General features: G+C 71.1%; 16 protein-coding genes. 11 read left to right on the top strand and 5 right to left on the bottom strand.

What is annotated here, in order from left to right:
* Nucleotides 1–29: 29 nt before the first annotated feature.
* Genes VGT80_RS16310 through ppc form a run of 3 tightly spaced genes read left to right on the top strand, consistent with a single transcriptional unit; the run spans nucleotide 30 to nucleotide 5978 of the window.
* Complete coding sequence (locus VGT80_RS16310; protein WP_327457659.1) at nucleotides 30–713, top strand: ABC transporter ATP-binding protein; 684 nt, start codon at nucleotides 30–32, stop codon at nucleotides 711–713.
* A complete protein-coding gene (locus VGT80_RS16305; protein ID WP_327457657.1) occupies nucleotides 710–3229 on the top strand; it encodes an ABC transporter permease in 2520 nt (839 codons plus the stop codon). The genes VGT80_RS16310 and VGT80_RS16305 overlap by 4 nt, the downstream gene beginning before the upstream one ends.
* Before the next feature lie 43 nt (nucleotides 3230–3272).
* On the top strand, nucleotides 3273–5978 hold the full coding sequence (gene ppc, locus VGT80_RS16300; protein ID WP_327457655.1) for a phosphoenolpyruvate carboxylase: 2706 nt from the start codon (nucleotides 3273–3275) through the stop codon (nucleotides 5976–5978).
* 75 nt (nucleotides 5979–6053) lie between these two features.
* Here the strand turns inward: ppc and VGT80_RS16295 are convergent, their stop codons facing one another.
* Nucleotides 6054–6704: a hypothetical protein gene (locus tag VGT80_RS16295; RefSeq protein WP_327457653.1), complete on the bottom strand. Its 651-nt coding sequence runs from the start codon at nucleotides 6702–6704 to the stop codon at nucleotides 6054–6056.
* Nucleotides 6705–6779: 75 nt separating this feature from the next.
* Here VGT80_RS16295 and VGT80_RS16290 point away from each other — a divergent pair, with 75 nt between their 5' ends.
* Entirely contained in the window at nucleotides 6780–7097 is a 318-nt protein-coding gene (locus VGT80_RS16290) for a DUF1330 domain-containing protein (RefSeq protein WP_327457651.1), read from the top strand.
* Nucleotides 7094–8524: an AMP-binding protein gene (locus VGT80_RS16285; protein ID WP_327457649.1), complete on the top strand. Its 1431-nt coding sequence runs from the start codon at nucleotides 7094–7096 to the stop codon at nucleotides 8522–8524. Before VGT80_RS16290 ends, VGT80_RS16285 begins: the two co-directional genes overlap by 4 nt.
* On the opposite strand, the gene VGT80_RS16280 is transcribed toward VGT80_RS16285, so the two are convergent.
* Together VGT80_RS16280 and VGT80_RS16275 are read right to left on the bottom strand one after the other, a co-directional pair.
* Nucleotides 8485–9228 carry a Crp/Fnr family transcriptional regulator gene (locus tag VGT80_RS16280; RefSeq protein ID WP_327457647.1) on the bottom strand — a complete coding sequence of 248 codons (744 nt, stop codon included), beginning with the start codon at nucleotides 9226–9228 and terminating at the stop codon, nucleotides 8485–8487. The two genes, VGT80_RS16285 and VGT80_RS16280, sit on opposite strands and share 40 nt — an antisense overlap.
* A 312-nt stretch (nucleotides 9229–9540) precedes the next feature.
* Nucleotides 9541–10869 (bottom strand): anthranilate synthase component I family protein, encoded by a 1329-nt coding sequence (locus VGT80_RS16275; protein ID WP_327457645.1) that lies wholly within the window; start codon nucleotides 10867–10869, stop codon nucleotides 9541–9543.
* A 123-nt stretch (nucleotides 10870–10992) separates the two neighbouring features.
* Here VGT80_RS16275 and VGT80_RS16270 point away from each other — a divergent pair, with 123 nt between their 5' ends.
* From VGT80_RS16270 to VGT80_RS16250, 5 genes are all read left to right on the top strand, one after another.
* Nucleotides 10993–11763, top strand: coding sequence for an SDR family oxidoreductase (locus VGT80_RS16270; protein ID WP_327457642.1), 771 nt, complete (start codon nucleotides 10993–10995; stop codon nucleotides 11761–11763).
* A gap of 10 nt (nucleotides 11764–11773) precedes the next feature.
* Entirely contained in the window at nucleotides 11774–12367 is a 594-nt protein-coding gene (locus VGT80_RS16265) for a hypothetical protein (RefSeq protein WP_327457640.1), read from the top strand.
* Entirely contained in the window at nucleotides 12364–13551 is a 1188-nt protein-coding gene (locus tag VGT80_RS16260; protein ID WP_327457638.1) for a CaiB/BaiF CoA-transferase family protein, read from the top strand. Before VGT80_RS16265 ends, VGT80_RS16260 begins: the two co-directional genes overlap by 4 nt.
* Entirely contained in the window at nucleotides 13548–14300 is a 753-nt protein-coding gene (locus VGT80_RS16255) for an enoyl-CoA hydratase/isomerase family protein (RefSeq protein ID WP_327457636.1), read from the top strand. Before VGT80_RS16260 ends, VGT80_RS16255 begins: the two co-directional genes overlap by 4 nt.
* 94 nt (nucleotides 14301–14394) lie before the next feature.
* Nucleotides 14395–16431, top strand: a complete 2037-nt coding sequence (locus tag VGT80_RS16250) for a hypothetical protein (protein WP_327457634.1) — start codon at nucleotides 14395–14397, stop codon at nucleotides 16429–16431.
* 12 nt (nucleotides 16432–16443) lie between these two features.
* On the opposite strand, the gene VGT80_RS16245 is transcribed toward VGT80_RS16250, so the two are convergent.
* The gene (locus tag VGT80_RS16245) at nucleotides 16444–17304 is read right to left on the bottom strand and encodes a pirin family protein (RefSeq protein WP_327457632.1); all 861 of its coding nucleotides are present in this window, start codon (nucleotides 17302–17304) and stop codon (nucleotides 16444–16446) included.
* A gap of 199 nt (nucleotides 17305–17503) precedes the next feature.
* Here VGT80_RS16245 and VGT80_RS16240 point away from each other — a divergent pair, with 199 nt between their 5' ends.
* Entirely contained in the window at nucleotides 17504–18181 is a 678-nt protein-coding gene (locus tag VGT80_RS16240; RefSeq protein ID WP_327457630.1) for a hypothetical protein, read from the top strand.
* 34 nt (nucleotides 18182–18215) lie between these two features.
* Here VGT80_RS16240 and VGT80_RS16235 read toward each other — a convergent pair.
* The coding region (locus VGT80_RS16235) for an SDR family oxidoreductase (RefSeq protein ID WP_327457628.1) at nucleotides 18216–18517 on the bottom strand (302 nt) is incomplete at its 5' end.

Below are 18517 nucleotides of genomic sequence, written 5' to 3'. Positions count from 1 at the left end.
CCGTCCCTGAACGCCCGAGGCGCACTCCGTTGCCCAACGCTGACGATCCCGATCCGCTGATCCTTGAACAGGTTTCGCTCACCCTGCCGTCGCCGGCGGGGCCGGTCGAGATCCTGCGCGGTCTCGATGTGAGGGTCGGATCGGGGGAGCGTGTGGCGCTGGTCGGGCCGTCCGGCTCGGGCAAGTCCTCGCTGATCGCGGTGGCCGCCGGGCTCGAGCGGCCAACCGGCGGGCGGGTGCTGCTGTTCGGCCAGGATCTCGCGAAGCTGGACGAGGACGGTCGCGCCCGCCTGCGGCGCGGGCGGGTTTCGCTGGTCTTCCAGGCCTTCCACCTGCTGCCCAACATGACCGCGGCGGAGAACGTCGCCGCGCCGCTGGAGATCGCCGGCGACCGCGACGCGACGGCGACGGCGCGCGACTGGCTCGACCGCGTGGGCTTGTCGGCCCGTGGCCACCACTATCCGCACCAGCTCTCCGGCGGCGAGCAGCAGCGGGTGGCGCTGGCCCGCGCGCTCGCCTCGCGGCCGGCCCTGCTGTTCGCCGACGAGCCCACGGGCAACCTCGACGCCGCCAACGCCCATCACGTGGCCGAGCTGATGTTCGAGCTGGTGGCCCTGACCGGCGCGGCCCTGGTGCTGGTCACCCATGACGAGACCCTGGCGGCCCGCGCCGATCGGGCGGTGCGGCTGCGCGACGGCCGGGTGGCGGAGTGATCCCGCTCAGCTTCCGCTTCGCGGCCCGCGAACTGCGCGCCGGGGTGCGCGGCTTCCGCATCTTCCTGGCCTGCCTGGCGCTGGGCGTCGCGGCGATCGCCGCGGCGGGCTCCACGGCCGAGGCCTTTCGAGAGGGCCTCAACAGCAAGGCCCGCGAGATCCTTGGCGGCGACGTGGCGGTGTCGGTGCAGCTGCGCCGGTTCAGCCCCCAGGAGCGGGCCGTGTTCGAACGGCTGGGCCGCGTTTCCTGGGCGGTCGGCGGCCGGGCCATGGCGCAGGCGCCCGCGGGCGAGCGCCGGCTCGTGGAGTTCCGCGGCGTCGAGGGCGCCTATCCGCTGGCCGGCACGGTCAATGTGCGGGGCCAGCCGTCGCTGGCGGCCGCGCTCGTGCCGCAGGGCGGCGCCTGGGGCGCGGCGGTGGAGCAGTCGCTGCTCGACCGGCTGCACCTGAAGCTGGGCGATCGGTTCCTGGCCGGCAATGTGCCGATCATGGCCCGGGCCGTGCTGCTGGACGAGCCCGACCGGCTGTCGCGCGGCTTCGCGCTCGGCCCGCGGGTGCTGACGCGAATGGGCGCGCTGCAGCAGGGGGGCTTCCTGACGCCAGGCCTGCCGTTCGGCGAGACCGCGCGGATCGCCCTGAAGCCGGGCCTCGAGCCCAGGGCCGCCATCGCCACCATCAAGAAAGAGCTGCCGGGCCGTTCGTTCAGGATGCGCGACCGCGGCGACGCGGCGCCCGGAATCCACCGGCTAATCGACCAGCTGGAGTATTTCCTGGGATTCATCGGCCTGGCCTCGCTTGTGGCGGGCGGCCTGGGCGTATTCGGCGCCGTCAGCGCCTATCTGGAGGCCCGCAAGCCGGCCATCGCCACCCTGAAGGCGCTGGGCGCCGAGGGCGCGCTGATCCGCGACACCTACCTGGTGCAGATCGGGGTGCTGGCGGCGCTGGGCGTGGCTATCGGGCTCGTGGTCGGCGCGCTGGCGCCGCTGGCGCTGGGCGCCGTCGTCAAGGACCAGCTGCCGTTCCCGGCGCTGTTCGCCGTCTATCCCTGGCCGCTCGCCAAGGCCGCGGTGTTCGGGCTGCTGTCCGCCGCGGCTTTCTCGCTGGCGCCGCTGGCCCGGGCGCGGGCGACGCCGCCGGCCAGCCTGTTCCGCAGCGATCTGGCCGGCGGACTGAGGTTCGGGCCGGAGATCGTCGGCGCAATCCTGGCCGCGGCCGGCCTCGCCGCCCTGGCGGTTGCGACCGCGCCCACGCCGCGGGCCGCTGGCGCCATGATCGGCGGCGTCGCCGTCGCCTTCGGCCTGCTCTGGGTCCTCGGCTGGGGCGCGGCGAAGCTGGCCGGCAAGGCGCGGATCGCGGCGCGCGGGCCGGTGCGCATCGGCCTCGCCAACCTTGCCGGACCGCGCTCGGCCGCCCGGACCGCCTCGCCCGCCATCGGCCTGGGCGTCGGCCTGCTTGCCTGCGTGGTGCTGATCCAGTCGAGCCTGCTGGCCGAAGTGGCCGAGGTCGCGCCGCAGACCGCGCCCGCCCTGGTGTTCACCGACATCCCGGGCGACCGCGCCGCGGAGTTCGACGCCGACGTGGCGCGCGCCTTCGGCCAGCCCTTGACCCGCGACACCTGGCTGCGCCTGCCCCTCGTCACCGGCCGGATCACCAAGGTCCGGGGCCGCGCGGTCGATCCCAAGCAGATGCCGCAGGGCGAGCGCTGGGCCTTCGACAACGACGTCTCCATGTCGGTCCTCGGTCCGGAGCCGCCAAACCCGGGGATCACCGCCGGCCGCTGGTGGGCGGCGACCTACGCCGGGCCGCCGCTGCTGGCGCTCGACGAGGACGTGGCGCGCGCCGCGAAGATCAAGGTCGGCGACGCGGTCACCCTGCAGGTGTTCGGCTTCGACATCGACGCCCATGTGGCGGCGCTGCGCAAGGTGGAGTTCGGCAGCTTCGGCGCCAGCTTCCCACTGGTGGTCACGCCCTCGGCCTTCCAGGGCGCGAACCTGCATCAGGTGGCCATCGCCAAGGCGTCGCGGGCGCAGGAGGCCCGCGCCATCCGCGCGCTCGCCGGGCCGTTTCCCGGGGTCAATGTGATCTCCGTGCGCGATCAGCTGGAGGCCGCCACCGACCTCTTCAACCGGGTCGCCCTTGCCGTGCGGGGCGCGGCGGCGGTGGCCGCCCTGGCGGGCCTCCTGGTGCTCGCCGGCGCGATCGCCGCACGGGCCCGCGAACGGACCAAGGAGGCCGCGATCCTGAAGGTGCTGGGCGCCTCGCGGGCGCAGATCCTGGCCGCCTACATCCTGGAGTACGGCGCGGTGGGCGTCATCGCCGGCGCGGCCGGCGTGGGCCTGGGCTATGCGGCCGCCTGGCCGGTGGTGGTCAGGGTCTTCCACGCCCACTGGAGCGTCGACTGGGCCGGCGTCGCGGCGCTGCTGGCCGGCGCCGCGGTGCTGGCCGGAGCCGGGGGCCTGCTGGCGGCGTTCCAGGCCCTGTCGCAGCGCCCGGCGCCGGCGTTGCGCGCCGACTAGTTTTCGGGATGACGCCCGGGCGCCTTCGTGCTGTTGGTGGCCCATGAGCCAGTCCCTCCCCGACCAGCTCCGCGCCGCGGTGCGGTTCCTCGGCCGCGTGCTGGGCGACGTGATCCGCGCGCAGGACGGCGAGGCGGTGTTCAACCAGATCGAGGAGATCCGTCAGGCCTCGGTGGGCTTCCACCGCCAGGGCACCAGCGAAGCCGCGGGGCTGATGGCGGAGCGGCTGACCGGGCTGTCGCTCTCCGACACCGTGCGCTTCGTCCATTCCTTCGCCTGCTTCCTGCAGATCACCAACATCGCCGAGGACCAGATCCAGCGGCGGCGGGGCCGCGGGGGCGACACGCGGGCCGACACCCTGGCCGGGGCGGTTCGCGCGCTCAACGCCGAGGGCGTCGCGCCGCCAGCGGTGAAGGACCTGCTGCGCCAGGCGCTGATCGCCCCGGTGATCACCGCCCACCCCAGCGAGGTGCGCCGCAAGAGCGTGCTCGACCGCCAGGCCGCCATCGCCGACCAGCTCGACGCCTTCGACCGCGCCCACACCGACGCCGAGCGCCAGGCCATCGAGCGCGAGCTGATCCGCGAAGTGTCGATCTTCTGGCGCACCCGCCTGCTGCGCTCGGTGAAGCCGGAGGTCGGCGACGAGATCGAGAACGCCGTCTCCTTCTTCGAGCGAAGCTTCCTGGGCGCGCTGCCAACGCTCTACGCCCACTGGCGCGAGGTGCTGGCCGAGCCGGACCTGCCGAGCTTCTTGGCGATCGGCTCCTGGGTGGGCGGCGACCGCGACGGCAATCCCTATGTGACCGCCCAGGTCATGCGCCAGGCGCTGACGCGGCAGGCGCGGGCGGCGCTGGGGCTCTATCTCGACCGCATCCATGCATTGGGCGCCGAGCTGTCGATCTCGGCGCGGCTGACCGGCGTCACCCCGGAGCTGCAGGCGCTGGCCGACGCCTCGCCCGACGCCTCGCCGCACCGGACGGAGGAGCCCTACCGGCGGGCGCTGGCCGGGGTCTATGCCCGGCTGGCCGCCACCTATCTCGAGCTGACGGGGGACGAGGCGCCGCGGCCGCCCGCCGGGCCCGCCTCCGCCTACGCCTTGCCGGCCGAGCTCATCGCCGACCTGAAGACGGTGCTGGACTCGCTGCTCGCCAAACACGGCGCGGCCTTCGAGTACGGGCCGCTGCCGGACCTGATCCGGGCGGTGGATGTGTTCGGCTTCCACCTGGCGACGCTCGACATGCGCCAGAACTCCGCCGTGCACGCCCGCACGGTCGCCGAGCTGCTGAAGGTGGCCGGCGCCTGTCCCGACTACGAGGCGCTGGACGAGCCGGCCCGCTGTGAGCTGCTGCAGCGCGAGCTCGGCCACGGGCGACTGCTGCGCTCGCCCTACGCCCCCTACAGCGAGGAGACCGAGCGCGAGTATCAGGTGCTGGCCGCGGCGGCGCAGGCCAAGCGGCGCTACGGGCCCGACGCGATCCGCTGCTACATCGTGTCGAACACCCAGTCGGTTTCGGACCTGCTGGAGGTCTATCTGCTGCTGAAGGAGGTCGGGCTGTTCACGCCCGGCGCGCCGCCCGGCACCGCCCCGGTGGCGCAGGTGTTCGCCGAGCCGCTGTTCGAGACCATCGAGGACCTGCGCGCCGCGCCCAAGACCATGGCGCGCTATCTGGAGGTCCCGGTCGTGCGCGGCCTGCTGGCGTCGAGCGGCCGCCAAGAGGTGATGATCGGCTATTCGGATAGCAACAAGGACGGCAGCTACCTGACCTCGAGCTGGGAACTGCACAAGGCGAGTCGGGCCCTGTGCGCGGTGGTCGGCGGGGCCGGTCTGCAACTGCAGCTGTTCCACGGCCGCGGCGGGGCGGTCGGCCGGGGCGGCGGATCCAGCTTCGAGGCGCTGCTGGCCCAGCCCCAGGGCACCGTGGGCGGCCGCATCCGCATCACCGAGCAGGGCGAGGTGGTGTCCAACAAATACGCCGATCCGGAGATCGCGCGACAGAGCCTGGAGACCCTGACCGCCGGGGTGGTGCTGGCCTCGCTGAGGAAGAGCGCCGACGGCGAGGTGTCGCCGCCGCACGGCAAGGCCATGGACGCCCTGTCGCGCGCCGCCATGGGGGCCTACCGGGCGCTGGTCTACGACACCCCGAAGTTCGTCGACTACTTCTATGACGCGACCCCGATCAGCGAGATCGCCGACCTGAACATCGGCTCGCGGCCCGCGGCGCGCTCGACCAAGCGCAGCGTCCAGGCGCTTCGGGCCATCCCGTGGGTGTTCTCCTGGTCGCAGTCGCGGGCCATGCTGCCGGGCTGGTACGGCTTCGGCTCGGCGGTGGCCCAGGCCGGCGTGCCGATCGCGGCGCTGCGCGACATGCACGAGGGTTGGCCGTTCTTCGCCACGACGCTGGCCAATATGGAGATGGTGCTCGCCAAGGCCGACATGGGCATCGCCGGGCGATACGCCGACCTCGTGCAGGACGCGGCGCTGGCGCAGGTTGTGTTCGGCCAGATCCGCGCGGAGTGGGACCGCACGGTCGAGGCCCTGCTGGCCATCACCGGCCAGACCGCCCTGCTCGACAAGAATCCCGATCTGGCCGCCATGATCCGTTCGCGGCTGCCCTACATCGACCCGCTCAACCACCTGCAGATCGAGCTGATCCGCCGTCTCAGGATGGGCGACGACGACGAGGAGGTCCGCGAGGGCATTCACCTGACCATCAACGGCATCGCCGCGGGCCTGCGCAACACCGGGTAGGGCGCAGGCATGCGTCGCAGTCCCCGGCTTGGCCTAGAGTTCGGACGAGCTGGGTTGGTGTGGATTGCGGCGAGGCTAGGCCGAGGAGGCCCAGGGTGCGCCCGGTTGCTCCCCACTTGGGGGCGCTGTCCTCGAGGGACTGAGGAGGTTTTCACTCAGAAGGGGCGGCTGCGTTTCCTCGGCCGAAGCCGTCGGCCTCGCCGACGTTCCGCCCTCCGCGAGCCCAACGGGCTCGCCTCCGGCTTCAACCCCCAACGGGGGAGGAACTGAGAGGCCGATCACCCAGGCGAGGCGGGCGATCTGTTGGTCCAGGGGTTCGCCCTCGAACGTCTCGGCGTCCTGGGTCTCGATATCGAGGAGGTCTTCGAACTTCTCCTTGAAGGCATCGAGAACCTCGGCGCTCTCGGCCTCGGTCCAGATCAGGCATTCGACGGCCGCCTTGACGTGGGCCTTGCGCTTTTCGAGCCGTCGCTGGTCCAGCTGGACGACCTCGGCGGAGGCTTCACGCCCGGCGCGCTCAGCCTCGCGGGCGAGCCTCATGCGCAGGGCCGCGGTCTGGCGGACGCCGCGGGAAAGGCGATGGAAGGTGAGCGCCAGCCTTGAGCGTTCCGCAGGCTCCGCGGCCATCGCATCGGCCTGCAGCTGCAGGCTGAGCGCCAGCCCGGCGTCGAAGAGCTGCTTCAGCCCCTCGTCCAGTTCGCTCGCGATATCGGCCGAAGGGCACATGAGAACAAAGATAGAACATCTAGTGGGTTCGCGTCAAGTCTTTTTCGCAATCGAAGGTGCGGGCTAGAAAGAGGCATGAGCGAGCAGATCCACACCGCCGGCCCCGCGGCCTATGTGATCAACCAGATCAGGATCACCGATCCGGACAGGTACATGACCTATGCCAAGGCGGCCCTGCCGACGATCCACGCCTACGGCGGCGAGATCCTGGTGCGGGGCGGGGCGCCGGAAAGCCTGGCGGGGCCGGGCGATGTCGATCGGGTGGTGCTGATCCGTTTCGAGAGCCGCCAGCAGGCGCGCGCCTGGCGGACCTCCCCGGAGTACACGGCCATCCTGCCGATCCGCGAGGCGAGCTCGGTTTCCACCGTCTATGTGGTCGACGCCGCCGAATGAGCGCGAACCTCTACGCCCGGCTGGCGGCCGGCTTTCCGGCGGACCGCGCCAAGCCCTGCTTCCTGCTGAGCGATGGCTCGGAGGTCAGCTACGGCGCGCTGGAGGCGGCCGCGGCCCAGGTCGCCGGTCATCTGGTGGCGCTGGGCGTCGAGCCCGGCGATCGCGTCGCTCTGCAGGCGGAGAAGAGTCCCGAAGGGGTGATGGTCTATCTGGGCGTGCTGAAGGCCGGCGCGGTGTTCCTGCCGCTGAACCCCGCCTACACCGCCGCCGAGGTCGACTATTTCCGCGCCGACGCCGACCCCGCGGTGTTCATCACCGATCCGGTCGCCTTCCTCGCTCAGGCGCAAGGCGCTTCGCCCTTGGCGCAGGCGGTCCCGCGCGCAGCCTCGGACCTCGCCGCGATCATCTACACCTCTGGCACGACCGGGCGCAGCAAGGGGGCGATGCTGAGCCATGGTGCGCTTGCCGCCAATGCGCTGGCCCTGCACGAGACCTGGGGTTTCTCAGCTTCGGACGTTCTCCTGCACGCCCTGCCGATCTTCCACGTCCACGGCCTGTTCGTCGCGCTCCACTGCGCCTTCCTGAGCGGCTGCCCCATGGTCTGGCTGCCCAGGTTCGTTGACGCCGAGGTGCTGGCCGGCCTGTCGCGAGCTACGGTGATGATGGGCGTGCCGACCTTCTACACGCGCCTGTTGGCCAATCCGGGCTTCAGCCGCCCGGCGGCGCAGCACATGCGCCTCTTCATCTCCGGCTCTGCGCCCCTGCTGCCGTCGACCTTTCAGGAGTTCGAAGACCGGACGGGGGTGCGCATCCTGGAGCGCTACGGGATGAGCGAGGCGGTGATCATCACCTCCAACCCGCTGCACGGTGAGAGGATCGCGGGCTCGGTCGGCTATCCGCTGCCGGGCGTGGAGCTGCGGGTCGCGGGCGTCGAGACCGGGGTCATCGAGATCCGCGGCCCCAGCGTCTTCTCCGGCTACTGGCGCAACCCCGAGAAGACCGCCGAGGACTTCACCGCCGACGGGTTCTTCATCACGGGCGACGTGGGACGCCGGGATCCTGACGGGCGGGTGTGGATCTCCGGCCGGGCCAAGGACCTGATCATCTCGGGCGGCTACAACGTCTATCCGAAGGAGGTCGAGCTGGTGCTCGACGAGCTCGCGGGCATCAGCGAGAGCGCGGTGATCGGCGTGCCGCACCCGGACCTCGGCGAGGGCGTGGTGGCGGTGGTGATCGGCGAGAGGGGCGGGGCCACCGACGAGGCCTCGCTGATCGCCGAGGCGCGGCGGCGGCTGGCGGCCTACAAGGCGCCCAAGCGGGTGGTGTTCGTGGACGACCTGCCGCGCAACGCCATGGGCAAGGTGCAGAAGAACTTGCTGCGCGAGCGCTACGCGGCCTTGTTCGGGGCGACGGCCGGCGTGCGGTAGTCGCAGATCCGGGCGAGGGCCTCGGGCTCCCGCAGGATGGCGACGCCGGAGCGCAACTCGATCAACCCGGCGCGCCGCAGCTGTTGCAGGGTGCGGTTCACGTGCACGATGGAAAGCCCGAGCGCGTCGGCGAGGATTTCCTGGGTCAGCGGCAGGGGAAAGCGCTGCCGGTCGCCGAGGCCGGCGATCTCCAGGCGCTGCTGCAGCTCCAGCATGAAGTGGGCGACCCGCTCGAAGGCGGTGAGGCGGCCGAGCCGCACGGCGTGATCGAGCAGGAGGGCGTCTTCCCGCAGGTCCGCGGCGGCCAGCGCGCGGGCGAGACCGGGCGAGGCGCCGCGCCGGACGGTGTCCTGCAAGACACTGGCGTCCACCGTCTCGAGGGCGGTGAGGGCCACGACGCTGGAGAGCGACGGGCGGGCGCCGAAGCCGACGCCGTCGCCGGGCAGCAGCAGGCTGAAGATCTGGCGCCGGCCGTCGGGCATCAGCCGCTGGCGGCAGGCCCAGCCGGAGACCACGAAGCGAGGCCGCCCGGCGCCGTCGCCCTCGGCGATCAGCTGTTCGCCCGGCCCGTGGCGCTCGCGCCGCTCCGTGAGCCCGCGGACCAGCTCGACATCGCTGTCGGTGAGGTTCGCCAGGCTGCGAAGCCTGCGGATGATCGGATCGACCGGGCGTAGGCCCAGGTGAGCATTGAACCGGTTTGGCATCCTGCCCGTCCCCATGCTGAAGACCCGCGGCGCCCCGCGTTTCGCAACGATCCTCGGCTTGAGCCCCAACGCCCAGCCCCACGAGCCGAAAACCAACAAAGGCGGCAAAGGTTCCCGAAATCGGGGGGCGAGGGGCGACGGCTACTGCACACGCCAAGAACTCAACATGGGTAAGTGACGCAAGAGGCTTCGGCCATTGTCGGGATTCCGACAGTTTGAGATCAAGCCAGCTACAAGCCGTCTTCGAAGGGAGGTCGGCACTTGCGATTACATAGGTTAGTGACCGAAGGCGCGATGCGTCGTCTTCGCCGCCTATGCCAGCGCGGCGGCCAGGGCCGAGATCTTGGCCTCGGTCTCGCGGCGTTCCAGGACCGGATCGCTATCGGCCACGATGCCGGCGCCGGCGCGCGCTTCGACGTTCCAGCCGCCGGCGTGGCGCACGAAGGCGGCGGTGCGGATCAGCACGTTGGAATCCAGGCTGCCGTCGAGGCCAAGATGGAACATGGCGCCGAAGAAGGGTCCGCGCGGCGGCTCCAGCTCGGCGATCACCTTCATGGCCTGCACCTTCGGCGCGCCGGTGATCGAGCCCGGCGGGAAGGCGGCGCGCAACAGGTCGAGGGACGTGCGGCCCGGCGCGAGCCGTCCGGTCACGGTCGAGACCAGATGGTGGACGTTGGCGAAGGTCGCGACCTTGAACAGCTCCGGCGTCCGGACCTGGCCCGCCGAGGAGACCCGGGCCAGGTCGTTGCGCATCAGGTCGACGATCATCAGGTTTTCGGCGCGGTCCTTTTCCGAGGCCAGCAGGGCCGCGGCGTTGGCGGCGTCGGCTTCGGCGGTTCGCCCCCGCGGGGCGGTGCCCTTGATCGGCTCGGTGCGCGCGGCCAGCGCGGCGCCGTCGCGGCGGACCTGCACGAAGCGCTCGGGCGAGTTGGAGACCACGGCGCGGTCGGCCAGGCGCAGGTAGGCGGCGAAGGGGGCGGGGCTGGTCGCGGCGAGCTGGTCCATCAGGTCGAAGGGCCGGGCGTTGGCGGCCAGGCGGCCCCGCCAGCGCCGCGCGATATTGGCCTGGAAGACCTCGCCCGCGGCGATGCGGCGGGTGACCTCGGCGACCTTGGCTTCGTAGACCGCGGGATCGTCGGCGACGAGGTCGGCGCCAAGTCGGCCGGGGGTGGGCGCCGCCCGCTCCAGCCAGGCGAGGGCCTGGGCGGCCCGGGCCTCGGCCTGGCGCGCATCCGCGCCGCGCCCGATGGCCAGCACACGCCGCTCGCCATGGTCGAAGGCGAGCAAGGCCGGATAGCGGGCGCAGGCCAGGTCCGGCCAGCCGGCGAGGCGCTTGAGGCCGAGATGTTCGATGCGGTCGCCGAGCTCATAGGCCATGAGGCCCGCGACGCCGCCTTGGAACGGCGGGCCGCCGGGCGCGGACTGGCATGGCGGGCCGGCGAGGGCGGCCAGGGCTGCGAAGGGGTCGGACGGGTCGTTCGGAGCGAGGCTGAGGGTGGCGTCGGGTTCGGCCGCCACATAGGACCAGCGCGCCCGCTCGCCGCCCGAGAGGAATCCTATGGCCCATGGCATATCGGCGATCCGGGAGAGGCTCTCCACGGGATCGCGCCAGGGGATTTCGACCTGGGCATAGGCCTGCATCGGCGGGGCATAACGCGGCGAGCGGGTTGGGCCTAGCCCACCGCCGCCGGCTGGTGCAGGGTCTCGCCAGCCGACGCACGGACCTCAACCGCCGCGGCGCATAAAGTTCAAAGGGGGATGAGCATGGACCTTCAACTCAAGGGCAAGACCGCCGTGGTCACCGGCGCCTCACGCGGCATCGGCCGGGCGATCGCCGAGCTGTTCGCCGACGAGGGCGCCAACGTCGCCATCTGCGCGCGCGACGCCGGGCAGGTCGCCGAGACCGTGAAGGCGCTGGAGGCCAAGGGCGTGAAGGCGTTCGGCCAGGCGATGGACATCGCCGATGCGCCGGGGCTGAAGAGCTTCATCGAGGCGTCGGCGAAGGCGCTGAGCGGCATCGACGTGCTGGTCTCCAATGCCAGCGCCCTGGTGCAGGGCAACGCCGAGGAGGCCTGGAAGGCGATGTTCGAGATCGACGTCATGGGCGCGGTGAGAAGCTTCGAGGCGGCCAAGCCGTTTCTGGAGAAATCGGCGGCGGAAAAGGGCGACGCGGCCTTCCTCATCACCTCGTCGATCTCGGCCGCCGAGACCGACAATCCGAACTCCTATGGGGCGATGAAGGCGGCGCAGATCCACTATGCCAAGGGCGTGGCCCGCGAGAACGCGCCGAAGAAGATCCGTTGCAACGTCGTCTCGCCCGGCACGGTCTATTTCGAGGGCGGCGTCTGGGGGAACGTGAAGCAGAACATGCCGGGCTTCTTCGAGAGCATGATCAAGCGCAACCCCACCGGCCGGATGGCGACGCCGCAGGAGATCGCCGCCGCCACGGTGTTCCTATCGAGTCCGCGCTCGGGCTTCACCACCGGGATCAACATGGTGGTCGATGGAGGCATCTCACGCCGCGCCAACTTCTAGGGACAAGGCATTGATCTACAACTATTACGAACTCCGGGTCGGCCGCGAGCGCGAGGCGCAACGGGCGCTGGCCGAGCAGGTCTATGCCGGCGGCGGGGCCGGCGTGCTGGGCGTGTTCGCGCCGCTGCTGGGCTATGCCTCGAACGAGGCGCTGGTGCTGACCGACGAGCGGGCGACCTCGGACGCCGTGCTGAAGGGCTCCGGCGTTGCGGCGGCCGAATGGCGGCGGATGTCGCCGACCCTGCGCCCGCATCAGGGCGCGCGGCCGGCGGCCGGCGGCGTCTATGTCCACAACTGGTTCACCATCGACGCCGAGGCCTTCGACGAGTTCGTGCAGCTCTCCGGCGCCGCCTGGCCGGATTTCGAGGCGAAGTTCGAGGCCAGGATCTATGGCCTGTTCTCCGTGGAGCCGCAGGCCGGCGAGACGGCGGCGGGCGCGCGGCGCCTGCTGCTGATCACCCGCTACCGCGACCTCGGCGAATGGCAGAAGAGCCGCGATCCGACGACGGAGGCGATGCAGATCTTCGCGCGGCGCCGGGCCCTGACCCAGATGTCCCTGGCGCGCGCCTGCGTGCTCGTTCCGCCGCCGGAGGCCAAGCCGTGAGCGGCGCGCTCGCCGGCCTCAGGGTGCTCGACTGCACCCACGTGATCGCCGGCGCCTGGTGCTCGCTGATCCTGGCCGACCTGGGGGCGGACGTGGTCAAGATCGAGCCGCCGGCCGGCGAGACGACGCGCGGCCATCCGGGCGCGGCCTTCCGGGCCTTCGACTTCGTCAACCGCAACAAGCGGGCCATCGCCCTGGACCTGACGACGGAGGCGGGCGCCGGCGTGGTGCGCCGCCTCGCCAGGGCCGCCGACGTGTTCGTGGAGAATTACCGGCCGGGGTCGCTGGACCGCATGGGTCTGGGCTACGAGGCCATCAAGGCGATCAATCCGAAGATCGTCTATGCCTCGGTGTCGGGTTTCGGGCTCGACGGCCCCTATCGCGACCGCGGCGGCTTCGACCTGATCGCCCAGGCGATGAGCGGCATCATGAGCTTCACCGGCGAGGAGGGCAGCGACAAGCCCGTGGCGGCCGGCGTGCCGATTTCGGACCTCAACGCCGGGGTGTTCGCCGCCGTGGGCGTGCTGGCGGCGCTGCGCGCGCGCGACCAGAGCGGCGAGGGCCAGCACGTGGAGACCTCGCTGCTGGAAAGCGCGCTCGCCTACACGGTCTGGGAGACCGGCATGTTCCTGACCACCGGCGAGGTCGCCAAGCGGCAGGGCACGCGGCACCGGCTGGCGGCGCCCTACGAGGCCCTGAAGACCGCCGACGGGCACATGGTGGTGGGCGTCAACAACCAGCGGCTCTGGCTCAGGTTCTGCGAAGCGATCGGCGCGCCGGAGATGGCGGAGGAAGAGGCGTTCGCCCGGCCGAACCGCCGGGTGCGCAACCGCGACGCCCTGCAGGCGCGCATCGAGGCGATCCTGATGACCGACACCAGCGCCAACTGGATGGCCAGGCTGGAGGCCAAGGGCGTGCCCGCCGGACCGCTGAACACGATCGCTGAGGCCTGGGCCGATCCACAGGTGCAGGCCCGCGGGCTGCTGGCCGAGGTCGCGGGACGCCGGTTCGTGCGCACGCCGATCAAGCTGCACGGCACGCCGGTGGCGCTCAATCGCGGCCCGGCCGAGGTCGGCGAACACACCCGCGAGGTATTGGCGGAGGCTGGTTTTTCGGGCGAAGAGATCGAGGCGCTGATCGCGAACGGCGCGGCGGCTGTGGAACGCAAGGAGGCGGCGACTTGAGCGCGGAAGTCCATGTGGAGCCGGCAGGGCCCGGCGTCGTCCAGCTGACGATCGACAATCCGCCGATGAATCCGCTGGGCGTGGAGATGCGCGAGACCTTCATGCGCGCCCTCGACCGGGTGGAGGCCGACGACACGCTTCGCTGCCTGATCGTCACGGGCAAGGGCCGCGCCTTCTGCTCGGGCGACGACCTCAAGGCCGTGGGACCGCAGGGCGAGGACCTGGCCGGGTTCGGGCGGCTGCTGGACCGGCTGGAGGGATCCCGTGTGCCCATCGTGGCGGCGGTCAACGGCTGGTGTGTGGGCGGAGGGTTCGAACTCGCCTGCTGCTGCGATATCCGCATTGCCTCGACCGAGGCGAAGTTCGTCTGCGCCGGCGTCAACGTCGGGCTGATGGCCTCGACCTACCGGCTGCCGCGGCTGATCGGGGTGAGCCGCGCCAAGGCCATGCTGCTGACCGGCCTGCCGCACGACGCGGAGACGGCCGAACGCTACGGGTTCGTCACCGGCGTCTATGCCCCCGACGACCTGATGACCTGGGCCCAGCGGCTCGCCGAACGCATCGCCTCGCGCGCGCCGCTCTCGGTGGAAGCCACCAAGCGCACGGCGACGCGCGCCCCTGACCTCAGCCCCGAGGACGCCAACAAGATGCTGGGCGCGGAGCTTCGGGTGCTGCGCAAGTCCAACGATCACAAGGCCGCGGTGGCCGCCTTCCGCGAGCGCAAGGACCCGGAGTTCACGCGGACCTGATCCCGCCGCGTGTATCGTCGCGACACACAACCTATTCTCGTCTAAGCTCTACCGTAGCTAGTTGGCCGCTTGGGCCAGACTGCGGGAGGCGCCGATGAGTGCTCCGGTCTCGCTTGCAAGCACCGCATCCTTCAAGAGTGGCAAGAGCTACGCCTTCGCGGCGGGCACGACCTTCGTGCAGGCCTTCAAGGTGCAGGCCTCCGGCGTGCCCAATGCGCTGGTGGTCTACATGGGCGCAAACCAGAACCCCTTTGCCGCGCGCGTGCAGTTGAAGCGGGGCGAAGAGGTGCTCTTCGACCACGCCTTCGACCAGCGCCGACAGCGGCGGAGCGACTTGGGCACGGTGTTCGAGCTGGAAGGGCTTTCCGCGCGCCTGGAAGAGGGCGAGTGGGCCAGCTTCGAGGTGACCCCTTCGATGGAGATCGGCATCGAGCCGCTGCTGATCGACAGCCCCGATTTCCGCAAGGCGGCGCTCAGCGGCTACGGCGACATCGTCGCCCGCTTCTCCCTCGAAGGCGCGGCGGAAGCGCCGGCCGATGCGGGGCGCGGGCTTATCGAGATCGCCGCACACAGGGCCGCGGCTAGCGGCAAGTTCGAGCTGCAGAACCTCCAAGACGGCACCGGCTCGCCCGGCGAGTTGGTCATCTCCCAGGCCCCCAACGAACGCGACTACGTGGTCATCCGCGCGGACTGGCGTTTTGCGCCCAATACGCTGCTCAGCGCCTATCAGCAGACCAACGAGCTCGGACGGATGGTTCCGCTCCCCCGGGACATCCCTGGGCCCAAGCAGGTGCGGTCCTATGCGCAGACCGCCGGGGACGTCTACTTCGACGTCGACATCTCCTACGAGAATCGTCAGGGACGGCCCGGTCAGCTCTCGAAATACGGTTACGTCCGGTGCCGGGCCCCGCAGGTGGTGGGCATCACCACCATGCAGACGGTGGGACCCTGGCAGGGCCGGATACCCCGGATTGGACTGGGGGACCCCTTCAACGGCGTCCTCGGCATCGCGCTGAACTTCGAAGTCACCGCCGTTCCCGGACTGCCCGGCAAGATCGCCGTGCTCCAGGTGATGCGCGGCTATCGCCGGTATACGCGTGGGAATGGAACGATCGTCTCCGCCGACACCGGGGGGGCCTGGTATCTCGACAACGTCCGCGGCTACCCGGCGGGAGACCTGGCCTATGGCGGTGAGGAGACACACACCGCGCCCAACGGCCCCGCGACGCTGACCGTGAACGACTCCCCTGGCACCGGGCTGCACGACGACTGCATCCGGTTGGAGGTGAACGAGGACTTCCGCAGCCATCTCTGCATCAAGGCCGACGGGCCCGAAAACGTCTGGATGTCGCTCGGCCATGTGGACTGGTCCTGGTCGACGACGGTGTCGCGGCCGAATGTGAACGCGGCCTGGGCGGTGACCGCCGCGGCCCCGGCCGCGCCCAGCACACCGGTCTTCATCCGGGATGGCGCGCAGCCGACCTGGACGGGCAACACCCGCTCCCTGATAGCCATCCTCGACCAGGCCTTCGGTCCGGAGCCGCCGCCGCCGATGTTCATTCGGCTGCTGGCAGGCGGGGCGTGCATCGTGGCGCTGGTCCAGGGCTCCCTCACGCTGGATCAGCAGTCGCGGGCTACGGACATGACCGGCTCGCCTGTCAGTCCGACAGGCGGCAACGGCATGGTGGTCTGGGCGACTCCGGACGCGCTCGCGCGGCTTCGGGGCATCCCTGGCGTCACCACTGTCGGCGAACGGCCGATCGACCAGCGGATCGTGATCCCGATCCAGAAGACCCAGCGGCATCGCGATCTGTGGGCGCAGGTCACCCGGTTCATCTGCCATGTCGCGCCGCAGTGCCTGTTCGGGCCGGGGGCGGACGAGCAGACGCTGGAGAACCTCTGTCCCCGCCGCATCGAGGAGGTGGGCGCGGACCTAGTCGAGCTGGCGCGACGGGCCGGGATCGGCATGACGGCGCAGTGGCGCGGCCTGCGGGCCCTGGACCTGGAGTTCGCGAGCCATCCGAGCGACGCCCAGCTCCGCGCGCTCGCCGCGAGCCAGTACGTTTACATGGTCGAGCCGCGACCGGACTTCAGCTTCGACGACCCCACGGACGAGCCCGAATTGGAGTAGCGGACTGCGGTCCTAGGCGCTGACCTGGTCGAAGAAGCCCGCCTCGTAGTCGCGGATGGCCTCGACGATTTCCTGGCGGGTGTTCATCACGAAGGGGCCGTGGGCGACCACGGGTTCGCCGATCGGCTCGGCGTGGCCGAAGACGACGAGGGCGCCGCGCAGGGCGACGATCTCGATCATGTCGCCCGCCAGGTCGAGCTGGACGAGGTGCTGGGCGGCGGCTGCGACGCCGTTCACCTCCACCTCGCCGCGCACCACGTAGAGGAAGACGTTGCGCCCGGCCAGGGAGCCGAAACCGGCGCGGCCCGCCTTCTTCAGGGCGATGGTGCTCATGAAGACGCCGGTGAGGGAGGAGATCGGGCCGGCGCGGCCGCCCCAGGCTCCGGAGATCAAGTGGACGGTGGCCTTGCCCTGGTCGGCGGTGATGGCGGGGATGTCGGCGGCCTGCACGCCGGTGTAGCGGGGCCGGGTCATCTTCATCCGGCCGGGCAGGTTGACCCAGAGCTGGAGGATTTCCAGCGGGCCGCCGTCGCGCAGGAAGCCCTCGGGCGAGACCTCGGCATGGACCAGGCCCGAGCCGGCGGTCATCCACTGCACGCCGCCCGCCCGGATGACGCTCTCATGGCCCGCGGAATCGCGGTGCGCCAGCTCGCCTTCGAGGATGAAGGTCACCGTCTCGAAGCCGCGATGGGGATGCGGGCCGAAGGGCAGGCCCGCGTTGTTCGGCGGATAGGTCTGCGGGCCGTGGTGGTTGAGGAACAGGAAGGGGTCGATCTGCTCGACCCTGGGGCCGGGCAGGGGCCGGGTAGTGATCAGGTCGCCGATGTCGTCGCGCAGGCTCGGGTGCTGGGCGACGACGGTCTTGGCGGGCATGGCGGCTCCTTCTGGCCTCCATATAGTCGCCAGCGCGGCGGTTCGCTCCCGGCGAACGTCGCAAATCGAGCGCCGCGGCGGCGCGATAGGCCGCAGCCGCGGCGACGTGGCAACCAAGACGCAATCGGCCTATATGGGCCCGAGGGGCGGTTCGCGCGACGCGGGTGATGTCGCGCCTCGCAGTTTGGAGTTCTCCGCGATGAGTGAGGCCGCAACGGTCGCCGATCCTTCGTCGGTCGAGGGCGCGATCCTCGCCAGCTTCGCCGCCGCCGAGCGGCGCGAGAGCCCTTACGTGAACTGGCGGGTGTTCGACCTCTTCCCGGACGCCACGGCGCGCGCCCTGGTGGAGCTGCCGTTCCACGCCATCGAGCTGCAGGGCGTCTCCGGCCGCCGCGAGCTGCACAACGACCAGCGCTCCTATTTCGCCGGCGAGGTGCTCGACCAGCACCCCGCGGCCCGCGAGGTGGCCGAGGCCTTCCAGTCGCCGCGCATCGTCGAGGCGATCATGGCCCAGACCGGCGCGAAGCTCGTCGGCAGCTACCTGCGGATCGAATACGCGATCGACGTCTCGGGCTTCTGGCTGGAGCCGCACACCGACCTGGGCGTGAAGACCTACACCATGCTCTACCAGCTGGGTCTGCCCGGCCAGGAAGATCTCGGCACCGACGTCTATGCCAACCGCGAGACCTGGATCGAGCGGGTGCCGTTCGGCTGGAACTCGGCCTTCGTCTTCGTGCCGTCCGACAAGACCTGGCACGGCTTCGAGGCGCGCAAGCTGCATGCGCCCCGCCGCTCGGTGATCATCAACTACGTGACCGACGAATGGCGCGCCCGCGAGCAGCTGGCGTTCCCGAACGAGCCCGTGCGAGGGCTTTAGGCCTTCGCGCCCGGGCCCGGGCGCCCGCCCCACGTCAGAACAGCCCCGGATAGAGTCCGCCGTCCAGCAGCACGTTCTGCCCGGTCATGTAACCGGCGTGCGCGCTGGCCAGGAAGGCGCACATGGCGCCGAATTCCTCGGGGCGTCCCACCCGGCCGGTCGGATTGGCCGCAGCCACCTCCTCGCGCACCGCCTCGACCGGGACGCCGCGCGCGCCGGCCAGGGCGGTCAGATAGCTCTCCAGCCGCTCGGTCGCGAAATGGCCGGGCAGCAGGTTGTTGATGGTCACCCCGTCGCGGGCCACCTCGCGGGCGATGCCGCCGATCGCGCCGGTCA

The sequence above is a fragment of the Phenylobacterium sp. genome, from assembly GCF_035944335.1.
Lineage (GTDB): Bacteria > Pseudomonadota > Alphaproteobacteria > Caulobacterales > Caulobacteraceae > Phenylobacterium.
This window is presented reverse-complemented; position numbering and strand designations above follow the sequence as displayed.

Coding starts and splice junctions, on each gene's coding strand:
- ppc (WP_327457655.1), top strand. CDS start 3,273: ATGAGCCAGTCCCTCCCCGACCAGCTCCGCGCCGCGGTGCGGTTCCTC.
- VGT80_RS16295 (WP_327457653.1), bottom strand. CDS start 6,704: ATGTGCCCTTCGGCCGATATCGCGAGCGAACTGGACGAGGGGCTGAAG.
- VGT80_RS16290 (WP_327457651.1), top strand. CDS start 6,780: ATGAGCGAGCAGATCCACACCGCCGGCCCCGCGGCCTATGTGATCAAC.
- VGT80_RS16285 (WP_327457649.1), top strand. CDS start 7,094: ATGAGCGCGAACCTCTACGCCCGGCTGGCGGCCGGCTTTCCGGCGGAC.
- VGT80_RS16280 (WP_327457647.1), bottom strand. CDS start 9,228: ATGCCAAACCGGTTCAATGCTCACCTGGGCCTACGCCCGGTCGATCCG.
- VGT80_RS16275 (WP_327457645.1), bottom strand. CDS start 10,869: ATGCAGGCCTATGCCCAGGTCGAAATCCCCTGGCGCGATCCCGTGGAG.
- VGT80_RS16270 (WP_327457642.1), top strand. CDS start 10,993: ATGGACCTTCAACTCAAGGGCAAGACCGCCGTGGTCACCGGCGCCTCA.
- VGT80_RS16250 (WP_327457634.1), top strand. CDS start 14,395: ATGAGTGCTCCGGTCTCGCTTGCAAGCACCGCATCCTTCAAGAGTGGC.
- VGT80_RS16245 (WP_327457632.1), bottom strand. CDS start 17,304: ATGCCCGCCAAGACCGTCGTCGCCCAGCACCCGAGCCTGCGCGACGAC.
- VGT80_RS16240 (WP_327457630.1), top strand. CDS start 17,504: ATGAGTGAGGCCGCAACGGTCGCCGATCCTTCGTCGGTCGAGGGCGCG.